General features: G+C 62.5%; 23 protein-coding genes. All 23 read right to left on the reverse strand.

Features of this window, described 5'->3' with window-relative positions:
* Nucleotides 1–33: 33 nt before the first annotated feature.
* Complete coding sequence (locus PCO31010_RS07285) at nucleotides 34–1668, reverse strand: methyl-accepting chemotaxis protein (RefSeq protein ID WP_150663683.1); 1635 nt, start codon at nucleotides 1666–1668, stop codon at nucleotides 34–36.
* A gap of 210 nt (nucleotides 1669–1878) precedes the next feature.
* Nucleotides 1879–3672: a methyl-accepting chemotaxis protein gene (locus PCO31010_RS07290; RefSeq protein WP_150663684.1), complete on the reverse strand. Its 1794-nt coding sequence runs from the start codon at nucleotides 3670–3672 to the stop codon at nucleotides 1879–1881.
* Between the two features lie 80 nt (nucleotides 3673–3752).
* Complete coding sequence (locus PCO31010_RS27070; protein ID WP_150663685.1) at nucleotides 3753–6146, reverse strand: methyl-accepting chemotaxis protein; 2394 nt, start codon at nucleotides 6144–6146, stop codon at nucleotides 3753–3755.
* 134 nt (nucleotides 6147–6280) lie between these two features.
* Nucleotides 6281–6796, reverse strand: coding sequence for a chemotaxis protein CheW (locus tag PCO31010_RS07300; protein WP_039394078.1), 516 nt, complete (start codon nucleotides 6794–6796; stop codon nucleotides 6281–6283).
* A gap of 17 nt (nucleotides 6797–6813) precedes the next feature.
* Nucleotides 6814–9045, reverse strand: coding sequence for a chemotaxis protein CheA (gene cheA, locus PCO31010_RS07305; protein ID WP_150663686.1), 2232 nt, complete (start codon nucleotides 9043–9045; stop codon nucleotides 6814–6816).
* 51 nt (nucleotides 9046–9096) lie between these two features.
* A complete protein-coding gene (locus PCO31010_RS07310; RefSeq protein ID WP_039394084.1) occupies nucleotides 9097–9480 on the reverse strand; it encodes a response regulator in 384 nt (127 codons plus the stop codon).
* Nucleotides 9481–9497: 17 nt separating this feature from the next.
* Nucleotides 9498–10508 (reverse strand): flagellar motor protein MotB, encoded by a 1011-nt coding sequence (gene motB / locus PCO31010_RS07315; RefSeq protein WP_150663687.1) that lies wholly within the window; start codon nucleotides 10506–10508, stop codon nucleotides 9498–9500.
* Between the two features lie 12 nt (nucleotides 10509–10520).
* A complete protein-coding gene (gene motA / locus PCO31010_RS07320) occupies nucleotides 10521–11381 on the reverse strand; it encodes a flagellar motor stator protein MotA (RefSeq protein WP_023598342.1) in 861 nt (286 codons plus the stop codon).
* Nucleotides 11382–11510: 129 nt separating this feature from the next.
* Nucleotides 11511–12107, reverse strand: coding sequence for a flagellar transcriptional regulator FlhC (flhC, locus tag PCO31010_RS07325; protein ID WP_150663688.1), 597 nt, complete (start codon nucleotides 12105–12107; stop codon nucleotides 11511–11513).
* A gap of 83 nt (nucleotides 12108–12190) precedes the next feature.
* Nucleotides 12191–12508, reverse strand: a complete 318-nt coding sequence (flhD, locus tag PCO31010_RS07330; RefSeq protein ID WP_010807753.1) for a flagellar transcriptional regulator FlhD — start codon at nucleotides 12506–12508, stop codon at nucleotides 12191–12193.
* A 643-nt stretch (nucleotides 12509–13151) separates the two neighbouring features.
* On the reverse strand, nucleotides 13152–14384 hold the full coding sequence (locus PCO31010_RS07335) for a Bcr/CflA family multidrug efflux MFS transporter (protein ID WP_150663689.1): 1233 nt from the start codon (nucleotides 14382–14384) through the stop codon (nucleotides 13152–13154).
* A gap of 121 nt (nucleotides 14385–14505) precedes the next feature.
* Nucleotides 14506–16224 carry an AMP-binding protein gene (locus tag PCO31010_RS07340; protein WP_150663690.1) on the reverse strand — a complete coding sequence of 573 codons (1719 nt, stop codon included), beginning with the start codon at nucleotides 16222–16224 and terminating at the stop codon, nucleotides 14506–14508.
* A 279-nt stretch (nucleotides 16225–16503) separates the two neighbouring features.
* A complete protein-coding gene (locus PCO31010_RS07345; protein ID WP_039394093.1) occupies nucleotides 16504–16920 on the reverse strand; it encodes a F0F1 ATP synthase subunit epsilon in 417 nt (138 codons plus the stop codon).
* Nucleotides 16921–17067: 147 nt separating this feature from the next.
* The gene (gene atpD / locus PCO31010_RS07350) at nucleotides 17068–18459 is read right to left on the reverse strand and encodes a F0F1 ATP synthase subunit beta (protein ID WP_150663691.1); all 1392 of its coding nucleotides are present in this window, start codon (nucleotides 18457–18459) and stop codon (nucleotides 17068–17070) included.
* A gap of 61 nt (nucleotides 18460–18520) precedes the next feature.
* The gene (atpG, locus tag PCO31010_RS07355; RefSeq protein WP_150663692.1) at nucleotides 18521–19408 is read right to left on the reverse strand and encodes a F0F1 ATP synthase subunit gamma; all 888 of its coding nucleotides are present in this window, start codon (nucleotides 19406–19408) and stop codon (nucleotides 18521–18523) included.
* An 88-nt stretch (nucleotides 19409–19496) separates the two neighbouring features.
* Nucleotides 19497–21038 carry a F0F1 ATP synthase subunit alpha gene (gene atpA, locus PCO31010_RS07360; RefSeq protein WP_150578083.1) on the reverse strand — a complete coding sequence of 514 codons (1542 nt, stop codon included), beginning with the start codon at nucleotides 21036–21038 and terminating at the stop codon, nucleotides 19497–19499.
* A 45-nt stretch (nucleotides 21039–21083) separates the two neighbouring features.
* A complete protein-coding gene (locus tag PCO31010_RS07365; RefSeq protein WP_150578084.1) occupies nucleotides 21084–21614 on the reverse strand; it encodes a F0F1 ATP synthase subunit delta in 531 nt (176 codons plus the stop codon).
* A gap of 2 nt (nucleotides 21615–21616) precedes the next feature.
* Nucleotides 21617–22087: a F0F1 ATP synthase subunit B gene (locus tag PCO31010_RS07370; RefSeq protein WP_039394107.1), complete on the reverse strand. Its 471-nt coding sequence runs from the start codon at nucleotides 22085–22087 to the stop codon at nucleotides 21617–21619.
* Between the two features lie 125 nt (nucleotides 22088–22212).
* Nucleotides 22213–22479 (reverse strand): F0F1 ATP synthase subunit C, encoded by a 267-nt coding sequence (gene atpE, locus PCO31010_RS07375; RefSeq protein WP_010807762.1) that lies wholly within the window; start codon nucleotides 22477–22479, stop codon nucleotides 22213–22215.
* A gap of 83 nt (nucleotides 22480–22562) precedes the next feature.
* Nucleotides 22563–23411, reverse strand: a complete 849-nt coding sequence (gene atpB / locus PCO31010_RS07380; protein WP_150663693.1) for a F0F1 ATP synthase subunit A — start codon at nucleotides 23409–23411, stop codon at nucleotides 22563–22565.
* A 69-nt stretch (nucleotides 23412–23480) separates the two neighbouring features.
* Complete coding sequence (locus tag PCO31010_RS07385; protein ID WP_150663694.1) at nucleotides 23481–23981, reverse strand: ATP synthase subunit I; 501 nt, start codon at nucleotides 23979–23981, stop codon at nucleotides 23481–23483.
* Between the two features lie 243 nt (nucleotides 23982–24224).
* Nucleotides 24225–25310: an SLC13 family permease gene (locus PCO31010_RS07390; RefSeq protein WP_246184498.1), complete on the reverse strand. Its 1086-nt coding sequence runs from the start codon at nucleotides 25308–25310 to the stop codon at nucleotides 24225–24227.
* Between the two features lie 147 nt (nucleotides 25311–25457).
* On the reverse strand, nucleotides 25458–26357 hold the full coding sequence (locus tag PCO31010_RS07395; protein ID WP_150663696.1) for a ParB/RepB/Spo0J family partition protein: 900 nt from the start codon (nucleotides 26355–26357) through the stop codon (nucleotides 25458–25460).
* Nucleotides 26358–26363: the final 6 nt, after the last annotated feature.

Consider the following 26363-nt stretch of genomic DNA (forward strand, 5'->3'; position numbering starts at 1 on the left):
TTACGTCGGACAGCGGTTATGTCTTATGCCGCCTTATGCCGCACGGGCCAGCGGCTGTGCCGCCGGCTCGCGCCGGGACGTGCCAATCGCATGCACGCTCCCCGCACCTGCCCCTGCGCTCGTCTGGAAGACGGACACGGCCGCGCGCAGCTCCTGCGCCTGCGACTCCATCGCGCCGGCGGCAGCCGCCGCTTCTTCCACGAGCGCCGCGTTCTGCTGCGTCACCTCATCCATCTGCGTCACCGCGCGATTGACCTGTTCGATGCCGCTCGACTGCTCGGCAGATGCCGCCGAGATCTCGCCCATGATGTCCGTCACGCGTTTGACCGCCTGCACGATCTCTTCCATGGTCTGACGCTGACGCGTCACGAGCGCCGTGCCGTCCTGCACGCGGCGCGACGAGTCTTCGATCAGCGCCTTGATTTCCTTGGCGGCCGACGCGCTGCGCTGCGCCAGCGTGCGCACTTCGCCTGCGACCACGGCGAAACCACGACCCTGTTCGCCCGCACGCGCCGCTTCCACTGCGGCGTTGAGCGCGAGGATGTTCGTCTGGAAAGCGATGCCGTCAATCACGGCGATGATGTCGACGATCTTGTTCGAGCTAGTGGAGATGCCGTCCATCGTCGCCCCGACCTGCCCCGAGACTTCGCCGCCACGCGTGGCGATTTCCGATGCATTCACCGCCAACTGGCTAGCCTGACGCGCGTTGTCGGCGTTCTGGCGCACAGTTGCCGTGAGCTGCTCCATCGACGAAGCGGTTTCTTCCAGCGACGCGGCCTGCTGTTCGGTACGGGCCGACAAATCGGTGTTGCCTGCCGCGATCTCGTGCGCCGCCGTGGTGATCGACTCGGTCCCCTGACGGATCTGCGAGATGGTCTCGGCCAGCGTGTGCTGCATGCGTTGCATGGCGTAAAGCAGGCTGTGCGTGTCGCCCGGGGCCACGTTCACGCGGCTGTGGAGATCGCCGCTGGCGATGCGATGCGCGATGCCCGCCGCGTACTCCGGCTCGCCACCGAGGCTGCGCTGTACGTTGCGGATGATCACGAGCATCGCCGCCGTCACAATGCCGCCGATCAGCAGAAGTGCAATGCCGAAGCGAATGAGCGTGGCGTAGAACGCCTCATCGACGTCCTGCACGTACACGCCGCTCATCAGACCCCAGTCCCAGGGCGCGAAGTATTTCACGAACGAGACTTTGGCCATGCGCTTGTCGCTGCCCGCGATACGGCCGTAGTAGTCGACGAAGCCGGTGCCCTTATCCTTGGCCACACGGGCCATTTCGACGAAGAGCAGCTTGCCGTTCGTATCCTTGTAGTTGGAGACGTCTCTGTTCACCAGATCCGCGAGTGTCGGATGCATGAGGACGACCGGCTTGGTGTTGAAGATCACCAGATAGCCGTTGCCGCCTTCGCCGTAGCGCATGACTTTCAGTCGCGCCATGGCCTGTTGTTTCGCCTCGTCGACGGTGATCTTCCCGGCCGCTGCCTGCGCGGCGTAGTCGCGCAGAATGCCATCGGCACTCGTGACGACGTTTTCCACTGCCGCGCGCCGCTCCGACATCATCGTGCTGCGCTCGTGAAAGGCAGCCCAGCCACCGAGAATCAAAAGCCCCAGCCACATAAGCGCAAGCGCCGACCAGAGTTTTGCCTTGAGACTCAACTGCATCATGATGTGACCTCCACTACCCGCCTGCCGTGGCGCTGCATGAGATGCAGTGCGCACGACGGCTTTGTCTTACCGATTGTTGCCACTTGCCGACACGCCCCTCGGGGTGCCCGGCGGTACTGAGTCGCCGGGCGAGGTGCGTGCACCGTTCCTATAGGTACTGCTTTGTTGCCGCGTGCATTGAGGCACGACGGCAACCGTCTCGTCATACGATCAGAAGGTTTCCCAATCGCCGTTTGCGTCGTCCGTGCCCGTGCGGGAAGCGGCCGGTGCAGCAGCAGCCGGTGCAGGCTTGCGCAGCGGTGCCGGTGCGGGCGCCGCCTTCGGTGCAGCGGCCGACGCCGGTGCTGCCGATGCGGCGGGGGCTGCGGCCTTCTTCTTCACCGGCGTCGGGCGCGCGGCAGGGGCTGCCGACGGGAGCGCCGCCAGCGCCGGGGCTGCGTAGCCCGTCGCGACCTGGCTGGCGTCCACACGGAACACCGAGACCGTCGTCTTCAGACGATTGGCCTGCTCTTCCAGCGAACCGGCGGCCGCGGCCGCTTCTTCCACCAACGCAGCGTTCTGCTGCGTCACTTCGTCCATCTGCGTGATCGCGCGGTTGACCTGCTCGATGCCGCTCGACTGCTCGGCAGACGCTGCCGAGATCTCGCCCATGATGTCCGTCACGCGCTTCACGGCCTGCACGATCTCGTTCATCGTGTGGCCTTGCTGTGCGACGAGCGCCGTGCCGTCCTGCACGCGACGCGACGAGTCTTCGATCAGCGCCTTGATTTCCTTCGCGGCGGCCGCGCTGCGCTGTGCCAGCGTGCGCACTTCGCCCGCGACCACGGCGAAGCCGCGACCTTGTTCGCCTGCACGCGCCGCTTCCACCGCAGCGTTCAGCGCGAGGATGTTCGTCTGGAACGCGATGCCGTCGATCACGCTGATGATGTCGACAATCTTGTTCGAGCTGGTCGAAATGCCGTCCATCGTCTCGCCGACCTGGCCGGAGACCTGACCGCCACGCGTGGCGATTTCCGAAGCATTCACCGCCAGTTGGCTGGCCTGACGCGCGTTATCCGCGTTCTGGCGCACGGTCGCCGTGAGTTGCTCCATCGACGACGCGGTTTCTTCCAGCGATGCGGCCTGCTGTTCGGTGCGTGCCGACAAGTCGGTGTTGCCTGCGGCAATCTGCTGTGCCGCCGACGTAATCGACTCGGTGCCCGAGCGAACTTCCGCCACGGTGCGCACAAGACTGTCCTGCATGTGCTTTACGCCCTTGAACAGGCGTCCCGTCTCGGTCTCGTTCCACACGTCGATGCGTTGCGTGAGGTCGCCACCGGCGATCTTCTCGAAGTGACGGATCGCGTCGTCGATCGGGCCGACGATGGCGCGCGTGAGCGTGATCTGCGTGATGATGCCGACGATCAGGCCGAGGCCCAGACCGATGCCGACCATCCACATCACCATCGTGTAGCGGGCCTGTGCGGCCAGATAACGGTCTTCGGCGTTCTTGACCTGCAAGTCGGCCAGCGCGGTCATCGCTTTCGTGTAGTCGGCGAACAGGCGCGGCACGTCCATCACCGTCTTGGCATGGAAGTCGGGGATGTCGCCCGATTCGATGGCCTTGAGCGCGGGGAGGATGCCGTCGTTGTTGACCTTGCCGCGTGCCGCGATGACGGCGTCGGCGAGTGCCTTCTCGCCGTCGTTCATCGGCAAAGCGGCGTAGCTTGCCCACGAATCGTCGGCCTTCTTGAGGTTGTTGCGCACACTGTCGATCGCCGACTTGATCTCAGTCGGATCGGCGATGAACTCGATGCGCGAGAGCGTCACGCGTGCGCCCAACGTCGAGATCGTGGTCTGTGCCAGCGATCGCGCCGATGCCATGTCGTTCGTGTAGATCTCTTGCAGCGACGCATTGCTCTGTCGCAGCGAGACGAGACCCACCGCAGCGCCCACGACCAGCAGCACCATGAAGAGTCCCAGCGCCAGCGTAAGCCGCGCCCGGATGGTGACATTCTTAAACATAACGACCTCTACCCCGTGAAGACCGGCCCGTAGCCGGTTGATCCATCACAACAATCTCGTCTCTTTGCACCAACAAACCGTCAAAACTCTTCCCAGTCGCCCGGGTCGCTCGCCGCGTTGCTCGACTTCGTATTCGAAGACGACCCCGTCGCGCCGTCGGGCTGTGCCTTGCCCCGGCGCGCCGCCAGTTGCAGCACCTGCGCATCTTCTTGTGCGTTGGCTGCGGGTGCGCTGGCCTGCGGACGGCGCGTAGCCGTTCGCGTGGCAGCGCCGCCAGCGCTTGCGCGAGCAGGCGCGGCGCAGGCGTTGTTCTGTGCGGCTACCGGTGCCGCTGACGCTGCTGCCACCGGCTTCGCGACCGCCTGACGCACAGCGGCCGTGGCTTGCGTTTGCTGAACTTGCTGCCCTGCACCGTTCGCCACGCGGCGCACCGTCGGTGCGCCAGCGGCCTGAAGCGCGTCGCCCACCCGGAAGACGGACACGGCGTCGCGCAGACGATGCGCCTGATCTTCCAGCGATCCCGCCGCTGCCGCCGCTTCTTCCACGAGCGCCGCGTTCTGCTGCGTCACTTCGTCCATCTGCGTCACGGCGCGGTTGACCTGTTCGATGCCGCTCGACTGCTCGGCCGATGCGGCCGAGATCTCGCCCATGATGTCGGTGACGCGCTGCACGGCCTGCACGATCTCGTTCATCGTCTGACCAGCTTGCGCCACGAGGGACGAGCCGTTTTCCACGCGTCCCACCGAATCTTCGATGAGCACCTTGATTTCCTTCGCGGCGGCCGCGCTACGCTGTGCCAGCGTGCGCACTTCGCCTGCGACCACAGCGAAGCCACGTCCCTGCTCGCCCGCACGCGCCGCTTCCACGGCGGCGTTCAGCGCCAAAATGTTCGTCTGGAACGCAATGCCTTCGATCACGCTGATGATGTCGACGATCTTGTGCGAGCTCGTCGAGATGCCTTGCATCGTGTCGACGACGTTGCCCACCACCTGACCGCCACGTGCAGCGATCTCCGAGGCGTTCACGGCCATCGCGCTGGCCTGACGGGCGTTGTCGGCGTTCTGCTTGACGGTGGCCGTCAGCTGCTCCATCGACGACGCCGTCTGCTCCAGCGACGCCGCCTGTTGTTCGGTACGCGCCGACAGATCCGTGTTGCCTGCGGCGATTTCACGCGAGGCGATGTTGATCGATTCGATGCCTTCGCGCACATCGGAGACGATGGACAGCAGGCTGTTCTTCATGACCGACAGGCCGAACAGCAACTGGCCGATTTCGTCGCGGCCCACGCCTTCGGCCTTGCCGGTGAGGTCGCCCGCCGCGATCTGCTTCGACATACCGAGTGCGACGCGCAGCGGATGGTTGATCGCACGACGCAGGATGCTGCCCAGCAAGAACAGCACGACGATGCCGCCCAGCACTGCGACGACCGTCGCCGCACGCACGATCGTGTGTTCTTTCTGCGACTGCTGATACAGATCGGTCGCCTGCGTGAGTTCGAGACGCGTCAGCGCGTTCAGCTCGTCGCGCATCGGCCCGTAGGCCGGTTTCACTTTTTCGAGGTACGTCTGTTGTGCGCCTTCGGCCGAACCGACGCGCAGCATCTCGACCGTCTGCAACAAGCCGTCGGACGTAAAGCGCTGACGAATCACGTCGAAGCGCTCGGCTTGCGCACGCGTGCTGTCGTCGACCGTCTTCATGTACTCCGCCCACTGGCGGTTGATTTCGTCGAGGCTGCCCGCGATTTCGTCACCGGCGCGCTTCATCGCGTCGAGATTCGGACTGCCGACGGCTTCGGCGACCAGCAACACGTCGCGGTCGAGCTTCTGACCGATGACGCCGAGCGTGCTCACCGGCACCATGCCGTTGCGGTACACCTTCAACAGCTTGTCGTTGCTGCTCGACACGCCCCACAGCCCCAGGCCACCGACGATGGCGAGCAGGATCGCACCGAGCACGATGATGCCGGTCAGGCGTGCGCGCAGCGTGTCGAGACGCACACGGCGCGCGAGCGCTGCAATGCCGCCGCGCTCGACCTGACCGCCGCGAATGCGCAGATTGCCCGCCTGTCCGTTACGGAAGCGGGCGTAGATCGCTTCGGCCTGTGCCGTAGCACCCGCAGCCGGGCGCACGCGCACGGACGTGTAGCCGACGACGGCGTTGTTTTCGAGCGTCGGCGTGACGGTGGCCAGCACCCAGTAGAAGTCGCCGTTCTTGCGGCGGTTCTTGACCAGCCCGGTCCACGTGTCGCCGCGCTTGATCGTCTCCCACAGATCGCCGAACGCCTCGGAGGGCATGTCGGGATGTCGAACGATGTTGTGCGGCGCCCCCAGCAGTTCATCACGCGAATAGCCACTCACCTCCACGAAGGCGGGATTGGCATACGTGATCCGCCCCTTGAGATCCGTCCGAGAGATCAGATACTGATGCTCGCCGATGACGAATTCGTTTTGGGTGACGGGCTGGTTATCGCGCACGTGCTCGGTCTCCGTGGACTGGGTGAGTGGGTTATGTCTGTAAGGGTGACGCGGCGGGTGTCTCGGCCCCGCCTGCGGTTAGTACATGAGCAACTCTGCCGACATGGGCGACGTCGGCAATGTCGCAGCCGGGCTTAGCTCCCCAGACGCTCGATGAGCGCCATGTCGTCGCTGGTCATCAGCTTTTCGATGTCCATCAGGATCAGCATGCGGCCTTCGACCGTGCCCAGACCCGTGATGTATTCGGTCGCCAGTTGTGCGCCGAACTCCGGTGCGGGCTTGATCTCGCCGCGTGCGAGCGTAAGCACGTCCGACACGCCGTCGACCACCATGCCGACCACGCGGCCCGCTACGTTCAGAATGATCACGACCGTCTGCGTGTCGTACTCGACGCGGCCCAGACGGAACTTGATGCGCATGTCCACGATCGGCACGATGATGCCGCGCAGGTTGATCACGCCCTTGATGAACTCGGGCGCGTTCGCGATGCGGGTGACGGCGTCGTAGCCGCGAATTTCCTGCACCTTCAGGATGTCGATGCCGTATTCCTCTTCACCCAGCGTGAAGACGAGAAATTCCTGACCGTCGCCATCGGTCTGCATGGCGCCTGCGTGGCGCGACACGGCCTGCTCTTGCGAAAGGTTGTCCATCTAACGCGTCTCCGACTTCAGTTGAAGATGGTGGCAGCGGCCGAGCGCTGGCCGCGCTGGAGCGCCGCCACATCGACGATCAATGCCACACTGCCGTCACCCATGATGGTGGCGGCGGAAATACCGTGAATACGGCGGTAATTGGTTTCGAGGTTCTTCACCACGACTTGCTGCTGACCGACCAACTCGTCGACGAGCAGCGCGAAGCGGCGGCCTTCGGCCTGGAGGATCACGATGATGCCCTGCGTCGGATCGAGGCGCGCCTCGGGCACTTCGAACGCGCGGTACAGCTCGACGAGCGGCAGATACTCGCCGCGCACCAGCACGACCTGGCCTTCGCCCGTCACCGCGCGGATATCGTCGCGACGCGGTTGCAGCGACTCCATCACAAAGTTCAGCGGCAGGATGAAGATCTCCGGGCCGACCTTGACGGACATGCCGTCGAGAATCGCGAGCGTGAGCGGCAGCACGATGCGGATCGTGGTGCCCTTGCCGCGCGTGGACAGAATCTCCACGTGGCCGCCCATCTGCTGGATGTTTCGCTTCACGACGTCCATGCCCACGCCACGGCCCGACACGTCGGTCACGGCTTCGGCGGTAGAGAAGCCCGGCGCAAAGATCAGTTGCCACACTTCCTCGTCCGCCATCGACTCGGACACGTTCATGCCTTGCTGCTGCGCCTTGGCGAGAATCTTCTCGCGGCGCAGGCCTGCGCCGTCGTCGCTCACTTCGATCACGATGTTGCCGCCCTGATGCGCAGCCGACAGCACCAGCTGACCGACCGGGTCTTTGCCCGAAGCCAGACGCTGTTCCGTCGTTTCGATGCCGTGATCGAGACTGTTACGCACCAGGTGCGTGAGCGGATCGATGATGCGCTCGATCAGGCTCTTGTCGAGTTCGGTCGCCTGACCGAACGTCACGAGTTCGATCTGCTTGCCGAGCTTGGTCGCGAGATCGCGCACCAGACGCGGGAAGCGCGAGAACACGTAGTCCATCGGCATCATGCGGATGGACATCACCGCTTCTTGCAGGTCGCGCGCGTTGCGCTCCAGCTGACCCATGCCGTTGAACAGGCGGTCGTGGAGCATCGGGTCGAGGCTGCTTGCGGTCTGCGCGAGCATGGCCTGCGTAATCACCAGTTCGCCCACGAGGTTGATGAGCTGGTCGACCTTCTCCACGCCCACGCGAATCGAGCTGTTCTCGTGACCGGCAGCGCCGCCTGCGGCGGGTGCTGCGGCACGCTTCTCCGGCGGATGCTGCGCACCACCACCGCCCGAGGCGGCTTGCGGGACAGCAGGCGGAACGACGATCGGTTCGGCGGCGGCCGGCGGCACGACGGCTTGCGGTGCTGCCGGTGCGGCTGCGGCCGGGACTTCGATGGGTGCCGAAGCCGCCGGGGCCGGAGCGGGTGCCGGTTCGAAGATTTCGACGGTTTGAACTGGCGCGGCCGGAGCAGCCGGTGCAACCGCTGGCGCAGCTGGTGCGGCGGGTGCGGCAGCAACGGCGGACGCGTCCTGCACGTCGATCTGCGACGGTTCGATCACGAAGCAGCACACGGCGAGGATGTCGTCGGCGTCGCAGGTGGTGTCGAGCCACAGGTGCAGTGCGTCGCCCACGGTATTGCGACCGGCAACGGCGCCGAGGTTGCCCAGTTCTTCCGCGAGCAACGCCTGATCTTTTTCGCCCACACCGGAGAGCGTGACTTTCAAGCGCTTCTGACCCGGCGGGATGTCGCTGGTCGGCGCACCGCTGGCGTCGACGGCCGGGGCCGCTTCCGCTGTCGGCGCCGCAGGTGCGGGCGCAGGCGCCGCCGCCGGGGGCGGTGCGAAGGGCGAGGTCGGCGCGGCGGACACCGGCGCACCGTCGCCTTCGGCGGCGAGTTGCTGGAGCACGGCGCAGATGCGCTTCATGGCCTCGGCATCGGGTTCACTGGAGGCGCGGTAGGCATTCAACTGTTGATGCAACACGTCTTTGGTTTCCAGGAAGGTGTCGACCATCTCGGTGCGCAACTGCAATTCGCCGCGACGGGCGCGGTCGAGCAGGTTCTCCAGCAGGTGCGTGGTCTCGGTGAGCGCGGTGAAGCCGAACGTCGCGGCGCCGCCCTTGATCGAATGTGCGGCCCGGAAGATCGCGTTGAGTTGCTCGTTATCGGGCGCGCTTACATCGAGCGCAAGCAGGAGGTGCTCCATCTCTGCGAGCAACTCTTCCGCTTCATCGAAAAAGGTCTGGTAGAACTGGGTGATATCCACCGGTTTCCTCGTCCTAACTTGGTTGTGCCATCGACGCCATCGACTTCATCGTCATGCGCCTTCGCCGACGAGCGATGCGACCACGTCGACCAGTGCTTCGGGGTCGACCGGCTTGATCAGCCAGCCGCTGGCGCCCGCTTCGCGGGCCGCCGTCTTGTATGCGCCGTCGACTTCCGTCGTCAGCACCAGAATGGGGGTCTCGGCAAACGCGTCGAGCTCGCGCAGCGCGCGAATGAGCGACAAGCCGTCCATGCCGGGCATGTGCTGATCGGTCAGCACCAGATCGAAGACCGCGTTCGTGGCGAGCGTCAGCGCTTCCTGCCCGTCGCGGGCGGTCGTCACGGCGTAGCCGGCTTCATCGAGCGTGGCCGCCAGGATCTGACGCATCGACGCGGAATCGTCGACGGCGAGAATCGTGTTGCGAAGGGCCTGCATGCGTCTCCTCTTGTCGGTTATCGCGACGCGCCGGGCGCCGTCGGGGCCGCCGGAGGTGCTGGCAGCGGGGGCAATCCCGGCATGGCCGGCCCGCCAGACATCTCGCCACTCATGGCGGCACTCACCGCGTTGCTGCCTGCGCCGCGCGCGTTTGCGGCGTCGATCGTCGGCTGATCCACCTCGTGCTTGACCGACTGCTCTGCGCGGCGGTTGAGCACGACGATGCTGATGCGACGGTTGATCGGGTTGTAGGCGTCGTCGCGATCGAGCGGCACCGTGGAGGCCAGGCCCACCACGCGCAGCACCTTCTCGCCATCGAGCCCGCCTGCGATCAGTTCGCGACGCGACGCGTTCGCGCGGTCCGCCGACAGTTCCCAGTTGCTGTAGCTCTTGTCGCCCTGCGCGTACGCCGTAGCGTCGGTGTGGCCGGACAAGCTGATGCTGTTGGGCACACCGTTGAGCGACTTGCCGATTTCACGCAGGATGTCGCGCATATACGGCTGCACCTGCGCACTCGCATTGGCGAACATCGGCCGGTTCTGATCGTCCACGATCTGGATGCGCAGCCCCTCGGTCGTCACGTCGATCAGCAGTTGCTTGCGGAACTGTTTGAGCGTGGGGTTACTTTCGATCGCTTTCTCGATACGCGCTTTGAGATCGCGCAAACGTTGTGCATCGGCACGCTCGGCCATCTCGGCGGTGGTCGCCTGACGCGAGCGCGTCTGGTCGCCGCGCGACTTCTGACCGTCGGTGCGTGTGGTGTCGGTGCCGCCGCCGGGAATCACGCCGCTGTTGTCGGCGGCGTTACGCCCCCCCGTGAGCGCCACCTTGAGCGGCGTGCGGAAGTATTCGGCGATCCCCGTCAGTTCCTTGCTGGTCACCGAACTCAGCAACCACATCAGCAGGAAGAACGCCATCATGGCCGTCATGAAGTCGGCATAGGCAATCTTCCACGCACCGCCGTGGTGGCCGTGCCCGCCGGCTTTGCGGCGCTTGACGATAATGGGCCGCTCGTCTTTCTCGCTCATTTCTCGCGCCCGTCAACGTGCCTTGACCTGTCGCACGTGCTCTTCGAGCTCGGCGAACGACGGACGTACGGTGGAATAAAGCACCTTGCGGCCGAACTCGACCGACAGGGCCGGTGCGTAACCGTTCAGGCTGGCGAGCAGCGTGACCTTGATGCACTCGTAGAGCTTCACCGATTCGTTGATCCGGTGTTCGATGAGCTGCGCCAGCGGCGAGATAAAACCGTAGGCGAGCAGAATGCCGAGGAAGGTCCCTACGAGGGCCTGTGCGATCAGGGCACCGAGCACGGCCGGCGGCTGGTCGGCCGAAGCCATCGTGTGCACCACGCCCATCACGGCCGCCACGATACCGAAGGCCGGCATGGCGTCACCCGTTTTTTGCAGACAGTGCGCGGGCACTTCGCCCTCGTGACGGTACGTTTCGATTTCGTGATCCATCAGGTTCTCGATCTCGAATGCATTCATGTTGCCGCTGACCATCAGTCGCAGATAGTCAGTGAGGAATTCCATGATGCGCGGCTCGCCGAGAATGCGCGGGTATTGCGAGAACACCGGGCTCGATGCCGGATCTTCGACGTCTCCCTCGATGGCAAGCATGCCGTCCTTACGCGCTTTCGCGAGCAGCACGTACAGGAGCGCCATCAGCTCCATGTACAGCTCTTTGGTGTATTTCGAGCCCTTGAACAGCATCGGCAGCGCTTTCATCGTCGCTTTGATCGCCTTGCTGTTGTTGCCCACCACGAACGAGCCGACGCCCGCGCCACCGATGATCAGCAGCTCGGTCGGCTGAAACAGCGCGCCCAAGTGGCCCCCGCCAATGACGAAGCCGCCAAAGACCGATGCCAGAACGATGATGTAACCAATGACGACAAGCACTGCCGGATACCTCTCGCAAAAATACGTCTACGGAAAATTGTCCTTCCTGTTCAGAGGGCTTAACGGCAGACACGCAGGGAAACTGTAGGGGCGGGATTACCTCGATACGCTCGGTGAGGAAGGCTCCGTTCAGGCGGCTAACGGCGAAATCGCGGCATCCGGCTCACCCGACGCCACGGCGGGCGCGAGATCGGCGGCATGTGCGTGCTTCGCTTTCCGGGTCTTTCCGGCGCGCGACGGCGGCGCGCACAGTCCGCAAACGTACTGGCCATGCGGCTCGTGCGCGTGCGTGACGAAGTGGCCGCCGCAGCGGGTGCACGGCGTCATCTGCAGCATCTTGCTGTCGAAGAAGCGAACGAGCGTCCACGCGCGCGTGAATCCGAGCACCGCTTCCCAACCGTGCAACTCCACATGCTCCAGGTACAGGCGGTAAGCCTTGACGATGGCTTCGATGCCCTGGCATCCGCCGTATTGCACGAGGTGGCGGTAGATGTTGTGGAAAAGCGACGAGTGGATGTTCGGCAGCCACGTCACGAACCAGTCGGTCGAGAACGGCAGCATGCCCTTGGGCGGCGAAGCGCCTTTGAGCTCTTTGTAGAGTTTGATGAGTCGATCACGGCTCAGGCTCGTCTCCGCTTCCAGCAACTGGAGGCGGGCGCCGAGTTCGATCAGCTCGATGGCCAGCTGAATTTCGCGGGCCTCGAGGACGACGCTTTTGGTACGCATATACAGGCTTCCTGGCAAATCACGCCAAGCGCGGCCCCGATGACATCAGGCTGCGCGAGGCGTGCGTCGCGTATGTCGTACGCTCAGCCGATCTGCTCGACGGGCTGACCCGCGAGCAAAATCGAAGCGTGTGACTGCTGCATACCCACGTCTTTCGCACCGTGCGTAAGGGTCGAAAGAATCACGTGGTCGTCGAATCGAAATCGGCACAGAAGCTGGTTCGACCCCGCGAACTTTACGAGCTGAGCCAGTGTGAGACTGCCGAGCACGTCGGCAAGCTGGTCGCTGATGCCCAGGCGGAACATTGCCGCCGCGCGATCCTCACGGATCAGGCGCTGAGCCAGGACTAGGTAGGAGAGATTCAACTCACGAATCTCGTTCAGTGTTTCGCTGTTTCGCATGCGGCCCCCCGGCGCAATGGATGAATCTGGCGGTACTACTGTCTATTCCCTCGCATTGTGGACAAGGGCGAAAGATAAAGAAATCGGAGAAAAACTACAGAAAGGGGCGAGAAAAGCGGAAGTTTATTGTAGGAATTTTTCCTACATGAGCGGCGCGCAGGGATCCTACGACGCGCTCGGGGGGAACGTTCGATGACAGAGTGTGACGGCTTCATGAAGATGTCACGAAGCTGCGCTCTACTACTTGACTGTATTTCGGCGGACTTTTGCCGAACTTTAGGCATCCTTGCAAAAAATTTCAGGGGACTTATGCAAGGGATGTCTGGATCGTACTTTGCCTATCGAGCGGGCACCGGAACAGAGCAATTACAAAGTGTTACAGATGTAGTGCCGCTCGCCGAATCTCAGGTTTGGAAGCATTGTTCTGCTGCCGGTTCCCGTCGTCTCGCCGGAATCGGGAAGCGACATCTTACAAATCCTTCCCGAGGGGACTGTCCCGTTATCCCCAATTCCGTCGTTTCGACAGCCAATCTCAAACAGACGTCAGAAACCGCGCAACGTTCCCGACACTGCGAGAAATGTTACGCGTGATGCGTTTGGACGGCGTTCAGAAGGTGTTCGGGATGTCTTTGGCGCGTGTCGCTCAGGCCGCGTCTGCTGCGGGCGGCAGTGCGGGTTTAGCGCGTCGGATCAGCACCGTGTGGAAGCCCCACGACAGCACACCGCATATCGCCATGACGGCCGCCATCGGCACCGCCGAGCGGGCGTGCAGCAGGCCAACCGCCGCACCGGCGCTGGCGGCCGCGAGGAATTGCAGCGCGCCCAACAAGGCAGACGCCGCACCGGCACGCTGGTGCTGCCGGTTGAGTGCTTCGGCGATAGCGTTCGGCTGCGAGAAGCCGAGGCTCGTGACGAAAGCGAACAACGGCACCATCAATCCGATCAGCCCGCCAAGCCTGAGCGCCGCCACGGCAAGCATCAGCAGACCGAGAATCGCGACCAGATTGTTGGTACGACGCAACACGTCGGCCGGACGCCGCGTACGTAACAGATACGCGTTGATCTGCGAACCGCCGATGATCCCGCAGGCGTTCAGCCCGAACAGCCAGCCGTAATGGGCCGGATCAACGCCGTACAGATTGATGAAGACGAACGGCGAGCCCGTGATGTACGCGAACATGCCCGCCTGCGACACGCCGCCGGCCAGCGCATTGCCCATGAATTCGCGGTCGCGCAGCAAAGTGCCGTAGTTGTGCCACGCCGTCATCAGCCAGTTGCGCGCCTGCTTCGCGGCCTGACGCGTCTCCGGCAGCCAGTAGGCCGCCATGCCGAAGCACATCGCACCGAAGACCGTCAGCCCCCAGAAGATCCAGCGCCAGCCCACGAACATCAGCACCTGCCCGCCGATCAACGGGGCGAGGATAGGCGCGGCACCCATGATGAGCGTCATGCGCGACAGCACACGCGCCACCGTCGACGTATCGAACAGGTCGCGCGCCATGGCCCGGGCGATCACGAAACAGGCACATCCGCCAACCGCCTGGATGAAGCGGCTGACGATCAGCGTTTCGATGTTGGGGGCGAGCGCGCATCCGGCAGACGCGAGCGTGTAGAGCGCCAGTCCGGCGTAGAGCGGACGCTTGCGTCCGTACCGGTCGGCGAGCGGGCCGTGCAGCAACTGGCCGAGGCCGAGCCCGATGAAGAACGATGCGAGGGAGAATTGCGCCGCTGCATCCGTCGTGTTCAGTTCGCGCGCGATGCTCGGCAGCGCAGGCAGATACATGTCGATCGACAGCGAGCCGATGGCCGACAGAATGCCGAGGATGAAAACGGTACGGAAGGTGTGGGAGGGCGCGGACGCCGTGGCAGCGGACATTGGGCGAGGCCTAGGGTAATCCCGAATGATACGGCATTCGCCCCGAGTTCGCTTAAAAATTGGGCAGGGATATCGTCCGATCGATCCCCTGCCCTGATGCCTTCATTCGGCAGCGATGCCGTCAGGCCGTCTTCTCTTCGCGCAACCCAAGCGATTCGACCATCTTCTCGCGCATGATGAACTTCTGCACTTTGCCCGTCACCGTCATCGGCATTTCGTCGACAAAACGGATGTAACGCGGGATTTTGTAGTGCGCGATCTGATCTTTGCAGAAGGCGCGGATGTCGTCCTCCGTCGCGCTCTGCCCCGGTTTGAGCACGATCCAGGCGCAGACTTCCTCACCGTACTTCGCGTCGGGCACACCGAACACCTGCACCGCCTGCACCTTCGGGTGACGGAACAGAAACTCCTCAATTTCGCGCGGGTAGATGTTTTCGCCGCCACGAATGAGCATGTCCTTCACGCGGCCGACGATGTTGCAATAGCCGTCCTCGTCGAGCGTCGCTAGGTCGCCCGTGTGCATCCAGCCGTCGCGAATCGCTTCGCGCGTGCGTGGCTCATCGTCCCAGTAGCCCTGCATCACCGAGTAGCCCTTCGTGCACAGCTCGCCCTTCTCGCCGACCGGCACGATCTCGCCCGCGACATCGACCAGCTTTACTTCCAGGTGCGGCTGCACGCGGCCGACGGTCGTCACGCGCTTGTCCAGCGGGTCGGTCGTAGTGGTCTGGAACGACACCGGGCTCGTTTCCGTCATGCCGTAAGCGATCGTCACTTCGCTCATGTGCATCTGGTCGATCACGCGCTTCATCGTCTCGATGGGGCATGGCGAGCCAGCCATGATGCCGGTGCGCAGCGTGTCGAAGTGATAGTTGCCGAAGTCCGGATGATCGAGCTGCGCGATGAACATCGTCGGCACGCCGTGCAACGCGGTGCAGCTTTCCTCCGAGACGGCGGCCATCGTCGCCTTCGGATCGAACGCTTCGCCGGGGAAGACCATAGTCGCGCCCGTCGACACACAGGCGAGCACCGCCAGCACCATGCCGAAGCAGTGATAGAACGGCACCGGAATGCACAGGCTGTCGTGCTCCGAGAAGCGCATCGCCATGGCGATGTAACGACCGTTGTTGACGATGTTGTGGTGCGTGAGCGTGGCACCCTTCGGGTTGCCGGTCGTGCCGCTCGTGAACTGGATATTGATGGGGTCGAAGCAGTCGAGCGCGTCGGAGATCTTGCGCAGCGTGGCGAGGTCGGCGTCTGCACCGAGCGTCACCACGTCGCTGAAGTTCATCATGCCGGGCGTGTGCTCCATACCCATGCGAATGATGGTGCGCAGCGTCGGAAGTTTCTCCGACTTCAGCTGGCCGGGGGCGCACGCGACCAACTCGGGAGCCAGCACGTTGAGCATGTCGAGATAGCGCGACGACTTGAACGACTCGGCCGCGACCAGCACCTTGCAACCGACCTTGTTGAGCGCGTACTCCAGCTCGGCCAGCCGATAAGCCGGGTTGATGTTCACGAGAATCAGGCCCGCGCGCGCGGTGGCGAACTGCGTGACCAGCCATTCGACGCGATTGGGCGACCAGATGCCCACCCGGTCGCCCTTCTTCAACCCGAGCGCAATAAGGCCGGCGGCAAAGGTGTCGACATGCGCGATGAACTCACGCCACGTCCAGTCCACGCCCTGCTCGCGGAACACGACCGCCTGCCGTTCGGGAAACTTCGCCGCCGTCTCGGCAAGCAGTCCGAATACCGTCAACGTCGAAAGCGGTACGGTGGTCTCACCCTTCACATACGACAGTCCATTACGAGGTACAACGCCCGCACCTTCCCGGCTTTCCATGCTTTTGTCTCCTGAAGCAATGCTGAAGTGGTGAATGCTGTCGCGCGACGATGAACGGCTTCATATAACAATAGCGCGTCACGCTGGGTTGACGTTTACGTTAACGTAATTTGAGTGACGGATCGAGTGGGGATGGCCCTGAGTGAATGGTAAGACGCACGTCATTCGGCGCAAGCACGACGGCACGCAAGACCTCGACGCAAAACAAAAGCCCCACACATTCGCATGTATGGGGCTTTCGCAGACATTGCGCGGCGCGAGGCCAGCGCAACGCCGGTGTTACTTCGTGCGACGCAGCTTCTGGATTGCAGCGAGTTGGGCGATCGCTTCGGCCAGTTCGGCTTGAGCGGTTGCGTACTCGATGTTCGAATCCTTGTTCGACATTGCTTCTTCTGCACGACGCTTGGCTTCGTTAGCCTTCGCTTCGTCCAGATCCTTGCCGCGAATCGCGGTGTCGGCGAGCACAGTCACCGTGCCCGGCTGCACTTCGAGAATGCCGCCTGCGACGAAGACGAAGTCCTCGTTGCCTGCTTCGTCCTCGATGCGAACCGCACCCGGCTTGATGCGCGTGATCAGCGGCGTGTGGCCCGGCAGAATGCCGAGCTCGCCGGCTTCGCCGGGCAGCGCGACAAACTTCGCCTTACCCGAGAAGATCTGCTCTTCCGCGCTGACGACGTCTACGTGAATGGTTGCCATAATCGCTCCCGTTGAGTGTGATGAAGCGGCAGGCGCGCCAGTCCGGACGTTGCCGCCCTCGCCTCGCTACCCCGCCCCGCAACAGTCACCTGCCGAGCTGCGGTGGCGCCTCTTGCGAGACACCGCCGTCGCCCGGCACTCAACCGTTTACTGCATCTTCTTGGCTTTTTCGAACGCTTCGTCGATCGTGCCAACCATGTAGAACGCTTGTTCCGGCAGGTGGTCACATTCGCCGTCGACGATCATCTTGAAGCCGCGGATCGTTTCCTTGAGCGGAACGTACTTGCCCGGCGAGCCCGTGAACACTTCTGCCACGTGGAACGGCTGCGACAGGAAACGCTGGATCTTACGAGCGCGGGCCACGGCCAGCTTGTCGTCCGGCGACAGTTCGTCCATACCCAGAATCGCGATAATGTCGCGCAATTCCTTGTAACGCTGCAGCGTCGATTGCACACCACGGGTGACCGCGTAGTGCTCTTCGCCAATCACGTTCGGGTCGATCTGACGCGAGGTCGAGTCGAGCGGGTCGACTGCCGGGTAGATACCCAGCGAGGCGATGTCACGCGACAGAACGACGGTGGCGTCCAAGTGACCGAAGGTGGTTGCCGGCGACGGGTCGGTCAAGTCATCGGCAGGCACGTACACGGCTTGCACCGACGTGATCGAGCCGGTCTTGGTCGACGTAATACGCTCTTGCAGCTTACCCATTTCTTCAGCCAGCGTCGGCTGATAGCCCACGGCCGACGGCATACGGCCGAGCAGTGCCGACACTTCGGTACCGGCCAGCGTGAAACGGTAGATGTTGTCCACGAAGAACAGCACGTCGCGACCTTCGTCACGGAAGTGCTCGGCCATCGTCAGACCGGTCAGTGCGACGCGCAGACGGTTGCCCGGCGGCTCGTTCATCTGGCCGTAGACCAGTGCGACCTTGTCCAGAACGTTCGAGTCCTTCATTTCGTGGTAGAAGTCGTTCCCTTCACGGGTACGCTCGCCCACACCGGCAAACACCGAATAACCGCCGTGTTCCTTGGCAATGTTATTGATGAGTTCCATCATGTTCACGGTCTTGCCCACACCGGCGCCACCGAACAGACCCACCTTACCGCCCTTGGCGAACGGGCAGATCAAGTCGATAACCTTGATACCGGTTTCGAGCAGTTCCGTCGACGGCGACAGCTCGTCGAATGCCGGAGCCTTCTGGTGAATCGAACGGGTGTTTTCCTGGGCGATCGGACCGGCTTCGTCGATCGGACGGCCAAGCACGTCCATAATGCGGCCCAGCGTCGGCTTACCGACCGGCACCGTGATCGGCTTACCCGAGTTTTGCACCGTCATACCGCGGCGCAGGCCTTCGGAGGAACCCAGACAGATGGTGCGAACCACACCGTCGCCCAGCTGTTGCTGGACTTCGAGCGTCAGTTCCGAACCTTCCATGGTGAGCGCGTCGTAGATCTTCGGCATGCTTTCGCGCGGGAATTCCACGTCGATAACGGCGCCGATGCACTGTACGATTTTGCCTTCAATCAAAGCAGTACTCATCGCTTTTCCTTTAGATACTCAAATTCATTTCGCCTTGCGGCGCATCGGCCCGTGCCACCGCTTAAACTGCGGCGGCGCCACCCACGATTTCGGACAGTTCCTTCGTAATCGCTGCTTGACGGCCCTTGTTGTAGACCATCTGCAATTCACCGATCACGGTCTTTGCATTGTCCGACGCGGCCTTCATGGCCACCATGCGGGCGGACTGTTCCGACGCCATGTTCTCTGCGACTGCCTGATACACGACAGCTTCGACGTAACGCACCAGCAGGGCATCGACGACCGTCTTCGCGTCCGGTTCGTAGATGTAGTCCCACGAGTGCTGCGCCGGCACGGCGCTCGCGTCGTCCGACTCGCCTTCGAACTTCTCGGGCAGCGGCAGCAGCTGTTCGACCACGGCTTCCTGCTTCATCGTGTTGACGAAGCGGTTGTAAGCCAGATAAACGGCGTCGAGCTTGCCTTCGGCATACGCGTCGAGCTGCAGCTTCACAGCACCGATCAGCTTGTCCAGATGCGGCGTGTCGCCCAGTTGCACAACGTGCGATACCACCTTCGCGCCGATACGGTTCATGAAGCCGAAGCCCTTACCGCCGATAGCGGTGGCCTCGATCTTCAGGCCCTGTGCTTCGATTTGCTTCATCTTGCTCACCACGGCACGCAGCACGTTGGTGTTCAAGCCGCCGCACAGGCCCTTGTCCGTCGTCACCACGATGATGCCGGCCGCTTTCGCGTCCGCATGCTTCACCATGAACGGGTGGTGGTATTCCGGATTCGCCTGGCCCATATGCGCGGCGATCTGGCGCACCTTGTCAGCGTACGGCCGGGCATGACGCATGCGTTCCTGCGCCTTGCGCATCTTCGACGCGGCCACCATTTCCATGGCCTTGGTGATCTTGCGCGTGTTTTGCACGCTCTTGATCTTGCCGCGAATTTCCTTCATTCCAGCCATTGCTTACTCCTTGTCTCGGCGCGACGTTCGTTGCTGCCTGAACATCGCGCCTTCCCGGGTCCGTTGAATAGTTGCCGATTCAACCGGATTAGTAAGCGCCGGTCTTCTTGAAGTCCTTGATCGCAGCGTGCAGAGCAGCGTCGTCGTCCTTCGAGAGATCTTTGGTCTCTTCGATGCGGCCGATGAGCGCGCCATGGCTCGTCTTCAGAACTTCGCGCAGACCCTTTTCGAACGGCAGAACCTGAGCGATGTCGAGATCGTCCAGATAGCCGTTGTTGGCGGCGAACAGCGACACAGCCAGTTCCCACACTTGCAGCGGCGCGTATTGCGGCTGCTTGAGCAGTTCCGTCACGCGGCGGCCGCGCTCGAGCTGCTTGCGGGTAGCTTCGTCCAGGTCCGAGGCGAACTGCGCGAACGCAGCCAGCTCACGGTACTGTGCGAGGTCGGTACGGATACCGCCCGACAGCTTCTTGATGACCTTGGTCTGAGCAGCACCACCCACACGCGACACCGAGATACCGGCGTTGATTGCGGGGCGGATACCGGCGTTGAACAGGTCGGTTTCCAGGAAGATCTGGCCGTCGGTAATCGAGATCACGTTCGTCGGAACGAATGCGGTCACGTCACCGGCTTGCGTTTCAATGATCGGCAGTGCCGTCAGCGAGCCGCTTTGGCCCTTGACTGCGCCGTTCGTGAACTTCTCGACGTACTCTTCCGAGACGCGGGCAGCACGCTCAAGCAGACGCGAGTGGAGATAGAACACGTCACCCGGGTAAGCTTCGCGGCCCGGCGGGCGGCGCAGCAGCAGCGAGATCTGACGATAGGCCCAGGCTTGCTTGGTCAAGTCGTCATAAATGATCAGCGCGTCTTCGCCGCGATCGCGGAAGTATTCGCCCATCGTGCAACCGGAGTACGGTGCGATGAACTGCATGGCGGCCGAGTCCGAAGCGGTGGCGGTCACGATGATCGTGTATTCCATCGCGCCGTGCTCTTCGAGCTTGCGCACCACGTTCATGATCGACGAAGCCTTCTGGCCGATCGCGACGTAGACGCAGGTCACGCCCTTGCCCTTCTGCGAAATGATCGTGTCGATGGCGACAGCGGTCTTACCCGTCTGACGGTCACCAATGATCAGCTCACGCTGGCCGCGGCCGATCGGCACCATGGCGTCGATAGCCTTCGTACCGGTTTGCAGCGGCTGCGAGACCGACTTACGCCAGATCACGCCCGGGGCAATCTTTTCGATTGCGTCGGTTTCCTTCGCGTTGATCGGACCCTTGCCGTCGATCGGCAGGCCCAGTGCGTCAACGACGCGGCCCTTCAGTTCCGGGCCGACCGGCACTTCCAGAATGCGGCCCGTGCACTTGACGGTGTCGCCTTCGGAGATGTGCTCGTATTCGCCCAAAATCACGGCGCCGACGGAGTCGCGCTCGAGGTTCAGTGCCAGACCGAACGTATTGCCCGGGAATTCCAGCATTTCGCCCTGCATCACGTCCGACAGGCCGTGAATGCGGCAGATGCCGTCAGTCACCGAGATCACGGTGCCTTCGTTACGGACTTCGGCGCCGCTATCGAGACCTTGAATCCGGCTCTTGATCAGTTCGCTGATTTCAGAGGGATTGAGTTGCATATGTGCTCCTGATATTCAATTCTTCGCAGGCGTTTCGCGCCGGCCTCAGGCCGTCAGCGACGTCCGCATAGCCGCCAGGCGGGCGCGCACCGAAGTGTCCAGCACCTCGTCGCCAACCACCACACGCACGCCGCCGATCAGCGACGGGTCTACCGTCACGCTCGGGTTGAGCTTGCAGCCGAACTTGTGCTCGAGGCCCTTGACCAGCGAGGTCAATTGCTCGCCTTCGAGCGGGAAGGCGCTTTCGATCGTGGCGTCTGCCGAACCGGCAGCAGCGTTCTTCAACGCTTCGAACTGTTCGGCGATTTCCGGCATGGCAACCAGACGACCGTTTTCGACCACAGCGGCGACGAAGTTGCGCACTTCGGCGTCGGTCGATTTCACGGCAGTGGTCAGCACGTCGACAACTTGCGACGGCGTCACTTTCGGATCGTCGGCCAGGTTGGCCACTTCGGGCAGCGCTGCCACTTGCGACAGTTCACGCACGAGCTGCGCCCAGCGATTCAGATCGCCGGACTTGGCCACGCGGAACAACGCTTCGGCATACGGACGAGCGATGGTTGCGAGTTCGGCCATGATCAGAGCTCTGCCTTGAGTTGGTTCAGCAGGTCGGCGTGTGCCTTGGCGTCGACTTCACGCTTCAGGATCTGCTCGGCGCCCTTCACTGCCAGACCAGCCACGTCTTCGCGCAGCGATTCACGGACCTTGACGGCCTGATTCTCGGCTTCTGCTTTGGCGTTGGCGATGATACGAGCCGCTTCGGCTTGCGCCTGCGTCTTGATCTCTTCGGCCACGGCCTGAGCGCGCTTCTCGGCGTCGGCAATACGCTTCGCGCCTTCGTCGCGGGCTTCCGCGAGGGCTTGCGTGGAGCGCTTGTTGGCGGCTTCCAGTTCAGCCTTGCCCTTATCGGCAGCGGCCAGACCGTCAGCGATTTTCTTCGCGCGTTCGTCGATAGCCTTGATCAGCGGCGGCCACACGAACTTCATCGTGAACCACGCCAGGATCAGAAACACGACGGTTTGCGCGAACAGAGTTGCGTTAATGTTCACGGTGTTTCCTTTCGGTGATGCGAATCGATTGGCAAAACAGCGCGCCCCATTATGCCTGCTGGCTTGGGCGCGCCGTTCATGTCCAGTTGGCCGCGCGGGTCATGGCGCGACCGGCCGAAAGTAACTTAAGCGAGCTTCGACAGCAGCGGGTTCGCGAAGGCGAACAGCATGGCAACGCCCACGCCGATCAGGAATGCAGCGTCGATCAGGCCGGCCAGCAGGAACATCTTCGTTTGCAGCGGGTTCATCAGTTCAGGCTGACGTGCGCATGCTTCGATGTACTTGCCGCCCATCAGTGCGATACCCAGGCAGGCACCGATAGCACCCAGACCGATGATGATACCGATACCGATAGCGGTCAGACCCTGGATGTTGGCGATGAAAGCTTGCATGATTACTCCTTATGGATAGAGACTTAAAACTTGAAAATTTGAAAAACTAAACTTGGAAAACTCGTAACTACCGCATCGACCGATCAGTGATGGTCGTGCGCCTGGCCGATATACACCAACGTCAACATCATCATGATGAACGCCTGGAGCAACACGATCAGGATGTGGAAAATCGCCCATGCGGTGCCGGCAATGATGTGACCGACAAAACCCAGCACCGACGCATCTGCGCCAAAGCTCCAGATACCGCCCAGCAGAGCGATCAGCAGGAACACCAGTTCGCCGGCGTACATATTGCCGAACAGTCGCATACCGAGCGACACGGTCTTGGCACAGAATTCGATGATGTTGAGCAGCAGGTTCGGGATCCACAGGAGGAAGTGGTTACCGAACGGTGCGGTGAACAGCTCGTGCATGAAGCCGCCGGCGCCCTTGATCTTGAAGCTGTAGTACAGCATCAGAATGAGCACGCCGACCGCGATACCGAGCGTGCCGTTAAGGTCGGCCGTCGGAACGATACGGTGATGCGTGATGATGGAATCCAGACCCACCCAGCCGATCACCTTCGACGGCAGATCGACCGGCAGCAGGTCCAGCGAGTTCATGAGCGCGACCCAGACGAACACGGTCAGCGCGAGCGGGGCGATGAAGGCACGATTGCCGTGCACGATGCTCTTCGACTGGTCTTCGACCATTTCGACGAGCATTTCGACCGCAGCCTGGAAACGGCCCGGCACGCCCGAGGTTGCCTTGCGTGCTGCCATCCACAGAATGAAGCAGCCCAGAACGCCCATCGCGATCGACCAGAACATGGTGTCCCAGTTGATGATCGAGAAATCGACGATGCTAGTCTGAGTCGAGCTCGCAAGGTTCTGCAGGTGGTGCGAAATGTACTCCGACGGGTTCGGAGCGTGGCCGGCTTCTACTGACATAGCGATCAAACACCCAATTATGAAAATCCGCACACGGTAGCGTGTCGACGCGTGAGCGGTTTCTCACCGCTACTTCAGTGCCATCGCCAGCCAATAGGCCTTGAGCGTAAGCACGAAGGTGACCAGGAACGCTACCCACTGCACACCGGGGTAACCGAACGCTACTGCCACCAACAACGCGATCGTCGTAACTACCTTGACCGCTTCTCCCATCACTAACGAACCGACGGAGAGGCGATCACCTGACATTCTTAACCGCAGCGCAAACAATGCGCCCGGTATCCATCCAATCATTCCGCCCAGCCATGCAGACACCGCCGCGTCTCGTGGCGATGCCGAGAGCAACCACCAGGCCAGTGTCGCTATCAGCGACAACAGCACCTGGGCTCCCACCACCCTGAATGGAGTCACACGGGATGCGCGCCCCACATCGGGACCGAACAGGCGCTCGGCCTGCGCACGCGTGAGCGGAACGATAGTTTCTTGCTCCTGCTCGTCGTCCCAAGCCTCTGTTGCATGCGCCGGCGCTTGCGGTTTCGGTTCCAAGTTCGACCGGTTTTGATCGGTCATCTCGTAGCCTCCCCGCCCGACTCGTGCAAACGAATGGGCTCTTCAAGCAGTTAAACCCGCGAGATTTTACGGGAAATTACGAAGGCCAGTCAATCTAAACGCGCAACAAATTCGCCGAAACTGCACAGTGCATGCTTCGATTTGGCGGCAACTCTCACGGAGTGCAATTTTCCTCATGGTGCAGCGCGGTATTACGCGCAAAGGCCGCACATTCCCCGCAACTGGGCTACGTTCCGTGCGCGTTCAAACCCATTTCAGAGCAACAAAGCCGATGAGCAGTGCCACCAGATAAAACGGTATCGAAAGGTAATGAAAGTGCCACCAGATCTTCTGCGATTTCGCCATGCGCAATGCAATCAGGTTCGCGAGCGACCCCACAGCGAGCCCGAAACCACCGACCGCGACGCCATGCGCCAACGCAGGCCAGTTCTGCGTGTATTCGGCAAGCAGAATCGCTGCAGGCACGTTACTGATGAATTGTGACAACACCGCAGCCCCGCCGTAGGCCATCGCATTGCCAGTGAAGTCGAAATGCCCGAGCGCCGTACGAACGTCCGGCAAACCGGCCACACCGCGCAACACCACGAACATCAGCACGAAGATCGCCAGCAGCAGCCAGTCGATGCCCAGCACTGCATTGCGACGCGCAATCAGTAGCACCGCCGCAACGCCCGCGCATGCCCACGCGGCGAACCCATGATCGGCCATCGCCACGAAAGCGACGAACAAAGCGAGCGCGATCCATAGCAACGGCCAGCGCACATCGTGTGCGGGACCACGTCGCTGAAAGTGCAGCGCGCGCGAATCGAAGGCGAAAGCGCAAACGACGAGCAACAAGGCCATGAGCCCGAGCGTCACGGGCGTCATCATGACGACATAGGCACCGAAGCCCATACCGCTGTGTTGCCAGAGGAAGAGGTTCTGCGGGTTGCCGAGCGGCGTGAGACTTGAACCGGCATTGACGGCCAGTGCGAGGAAAATGATCAGTCGCTCGATGCGCACGGGGGCGATCCGTGCGAGCGACTGCGCGAGCGGCACCACGGCGAAGAGCGCGACGTCGTTGGTCAGCAGCGTCGACAGTGCCGCAGCGAAGGTGACCATCAACAATGCAAGACGACGTTCAGTGCGAAACGCGCGCAGCAATCGTTGTGCGAGCCAATCGAGAAACCCGCTCTGATCGATGGCCCGCGTGAGCATCAGCAAACCGGCGAGCGTCAGAATCGTGTGCTGGTCGATGCGCGCGAACAGCTCGCCAACGCTTGCGGGCTTCGCGATCTGAAGCACGACGAAGGCGATCAGCAGGATGAGCAGCACGCGATCGCTTCGCACGCGCTCAAACGTCGCATGCAAAACATGCCTGACTCGCACAACACCTGATGCGACGTGCGGGTGCGGTGCCGCACTCGACGTCCCTTCCGACGCCGCTAGCGGATCATCGGACGGATCGCTCACGAGAGTATAGTCAGGATACCGAAATTACTCGGCACGAATGCGCGCGAGGATACCGTCGAGTGCATCGAGACTGCCGAACTCGATCGTCAATTGTCCGGCCCCTTTGCGGCCGACCTTGATCTTGACGTTCGACGCGAGCAGATCCGAGAGTTCCTCTTCGAGGCGTGTCACATCGCGACCGCCCTCTTCTGCCGAGCGGCGACGAATGCCATCGCCCTGCGGCTTGAGCGATGCGTTCACGATGCGTTCCGTGTCGCGCACCGACAGACGCTTGTTCACCACCTGGTTGGCGAGCGTGATCTGCGTGGCCGCGTCGACGGCGAGCAGCGCGCGCGCATGGCCCATGTCGAGATCGCCAGCGAGCAGCATCGTTTGCACGGGATTCGCGAGGTTCAGCAGACGCAGCAGGTTCGACACTGCGCTGCGCGAACGTCCCAGCGATTCGGCGGCTTGCTCGTGGGTGTAATTGAATTCGCCGAGCAGACGTTGAATGCCCTGCGCTTCTTCGAGCGGATTCAGATCTTCGCGTTGAATGTTCTCGATGAGCGCCATCGCGGCGGCGGCTTCATCGGGAACATCGCGCACGAGCACCGGCACTTCGGAAAGGCCAGCGAGACGTGCAGCGCGAAAACGTCGCTCGCCCGCAATAATTTCGTACTTCTCACCATCGACACGACGCACCAGAATCGGCTGCATCAGACCTTGCGCGCGAATGCTCGCGGCGAGTTCCTGCAGCGCGCCTTCGTCCATGCGCGTACGCGGTTGATACTTGCCTGCCTGAAGGCGATCGAGCGCCATCACCGACGGCGCGCCTTCGGCACTCGCCTCGGTCGCGCCGTTGTGGTTATCGGCGTGAGCGCCCAGCAGCGCTTCGAGGCCGCGGCCCAGGCCCTTTTTTTTCAGTGCGTTGGTCTTGGTCGCCATGACAAT

This window comes from Pandoraea commovens (genome assembly GCF_902459615.1).
GTDB classification, from domain to species: domain Bacteria; phylum Pseudomonadota; class Gammaproteobacteria; order Burkholderiales; family Burkholderiaceae; genus Pandoraea; species Pandoraea commovens.

What these genes read in the sequence shown, in the direction of transcription:
- PCO31010_RS07285 (WP_150663683.1), bottom strand. Translation starts at nt 1,668, where the DNA reads ATGATGCAGTTGAGTCTCAAGGCAAAACTCTGGTCGGCGCTTGCGCTT.
- PCO31010_RS07290 (WP_150663684.1), bottom strand. Translation starts at nt 3,672, where the DNA reads ATGTTTAAGAATGTCACCATCCGGGCGCGGCTTACGCTGGCGCTGGGA.
- PCO31010_RS07300 (WP_039394078.1), bottom strand. Translation starts at nt 6,796, where the DNA reads ATGGACAACCTTTCGCAAGAGCAGGCCGTGTCGCGCCACGCAGGCGCC.
- PCO31010_RS07310 (WP_039394084.1), bottom strand. Translation starts at nt 9,480, where the DNA reads ATGCAGGCCCTTCGCAACACGATTCTCGCCGTCGACGATTCCGCGTCG.
- motB (WP_150663687.1), bottom strand. Translation starts at nt 10,508, where the DNA reads ATGAGCGAGAAAGACGAGCGGCCCATTATCGTCAAGCGCCGCAAAGCC.
- flhC (WP_150663688.1), bottom strand. Translation starts at nt 12,107, where the DNA reads ATGCGTACCAAAAGCGTCGTCCTCGAGGCCCGCGAAATTCAGCTGGCC.
- flhD (WP_010807753.1), bottom strand. Translation starts at nt 12,508, where the DNA reads ATGCGAAACAGCGAAACACTGAACGAGATTCGTGAGTTGAATCTCTCC.
- PCO31010_RS07335 (WP_150663689.1), bottom strand. Translation starts at nt 14,384, where the DNA reads ATGTCCGCTGCCACGGCGTCCGCGCCCTCCCACACCTTCCGTACCGTT.
- PCO31010_RS07340 (WP_150663690.1), bottom strand. Translation starts at nt 16,224, where the DNA reads ATGGAAAGCCGGGAAGGTGCGGGCGTTGTACCTCGTAATGGACTGTCG.
- PCO31010_RS07345 (WP_039394093.1), bottom strand. Translation starts at nt 16,920, where the DNA reads ATGGCAACCATTCACGTAGACGTCGTCAGCGCGGAAGAGCAGATCTTC.
- atpD (WP_150663691.1), bottom strand. Translation starts at nt 18,459, where the DNA reads ATGAGTACTGCTTTGATTGAAGGCAAAATCGTACAGTGCATCGGCGCC.
- atpG (WP_150663692.1), bottom strand. Translation starts at nt 19,408, where the DNA reads ATGGCTGGAATGAAGGAAATTCGCGGCAAGATCAAGAGCGTGCAAAAC.
- atpA (WP_150578083.1), bottom strand. Translation starts at nt 21,038, where the DNA reads ATGCAACTCAATCCCTCTGAAATCAGCGAACTGATCAAGAGCCGGATT.
- PCO31010_RS07365 (WP_150578084.1), bottom strand. Translation starts at nt 21,614, where the DNA reads ATGGCCGAACTCGCAACCATCGCTCGTCCGTATGCCGAAGCGTTGTTC.
- atpE (WP_010807762.1), bottom strand. Translation starts at nt 22,479, where the DNA reads ATGCAAGCTTTCATCGCCAACATCCAGGGTCTGACCGCTATCGGTATC.
- atpB (WP_150663693.1), bottom strand. Translation starts at nt 23,411, where the DNA reads ATGTCAGTAGAAGCCGGCCACGCTCCGAACCCGTCGGAGTACATTTCG.
- PCO31010_RS07385 (WP_150663694.1), bottom strand. Translation starts at nt 23,981, where the DNA reads ATGACCGATCAAAACCGGTCGAACTTGGAACCGAAACCGCAAGCGCCG.
- PCO31010_RS07395 (WP_150663696.1), bottom strand. Translation starts at nt 26,357, where the DNA reads ATGGCGACCAAGACCAACGCACTGAAAAAAAAGGGCCTGGGCCGCGGC.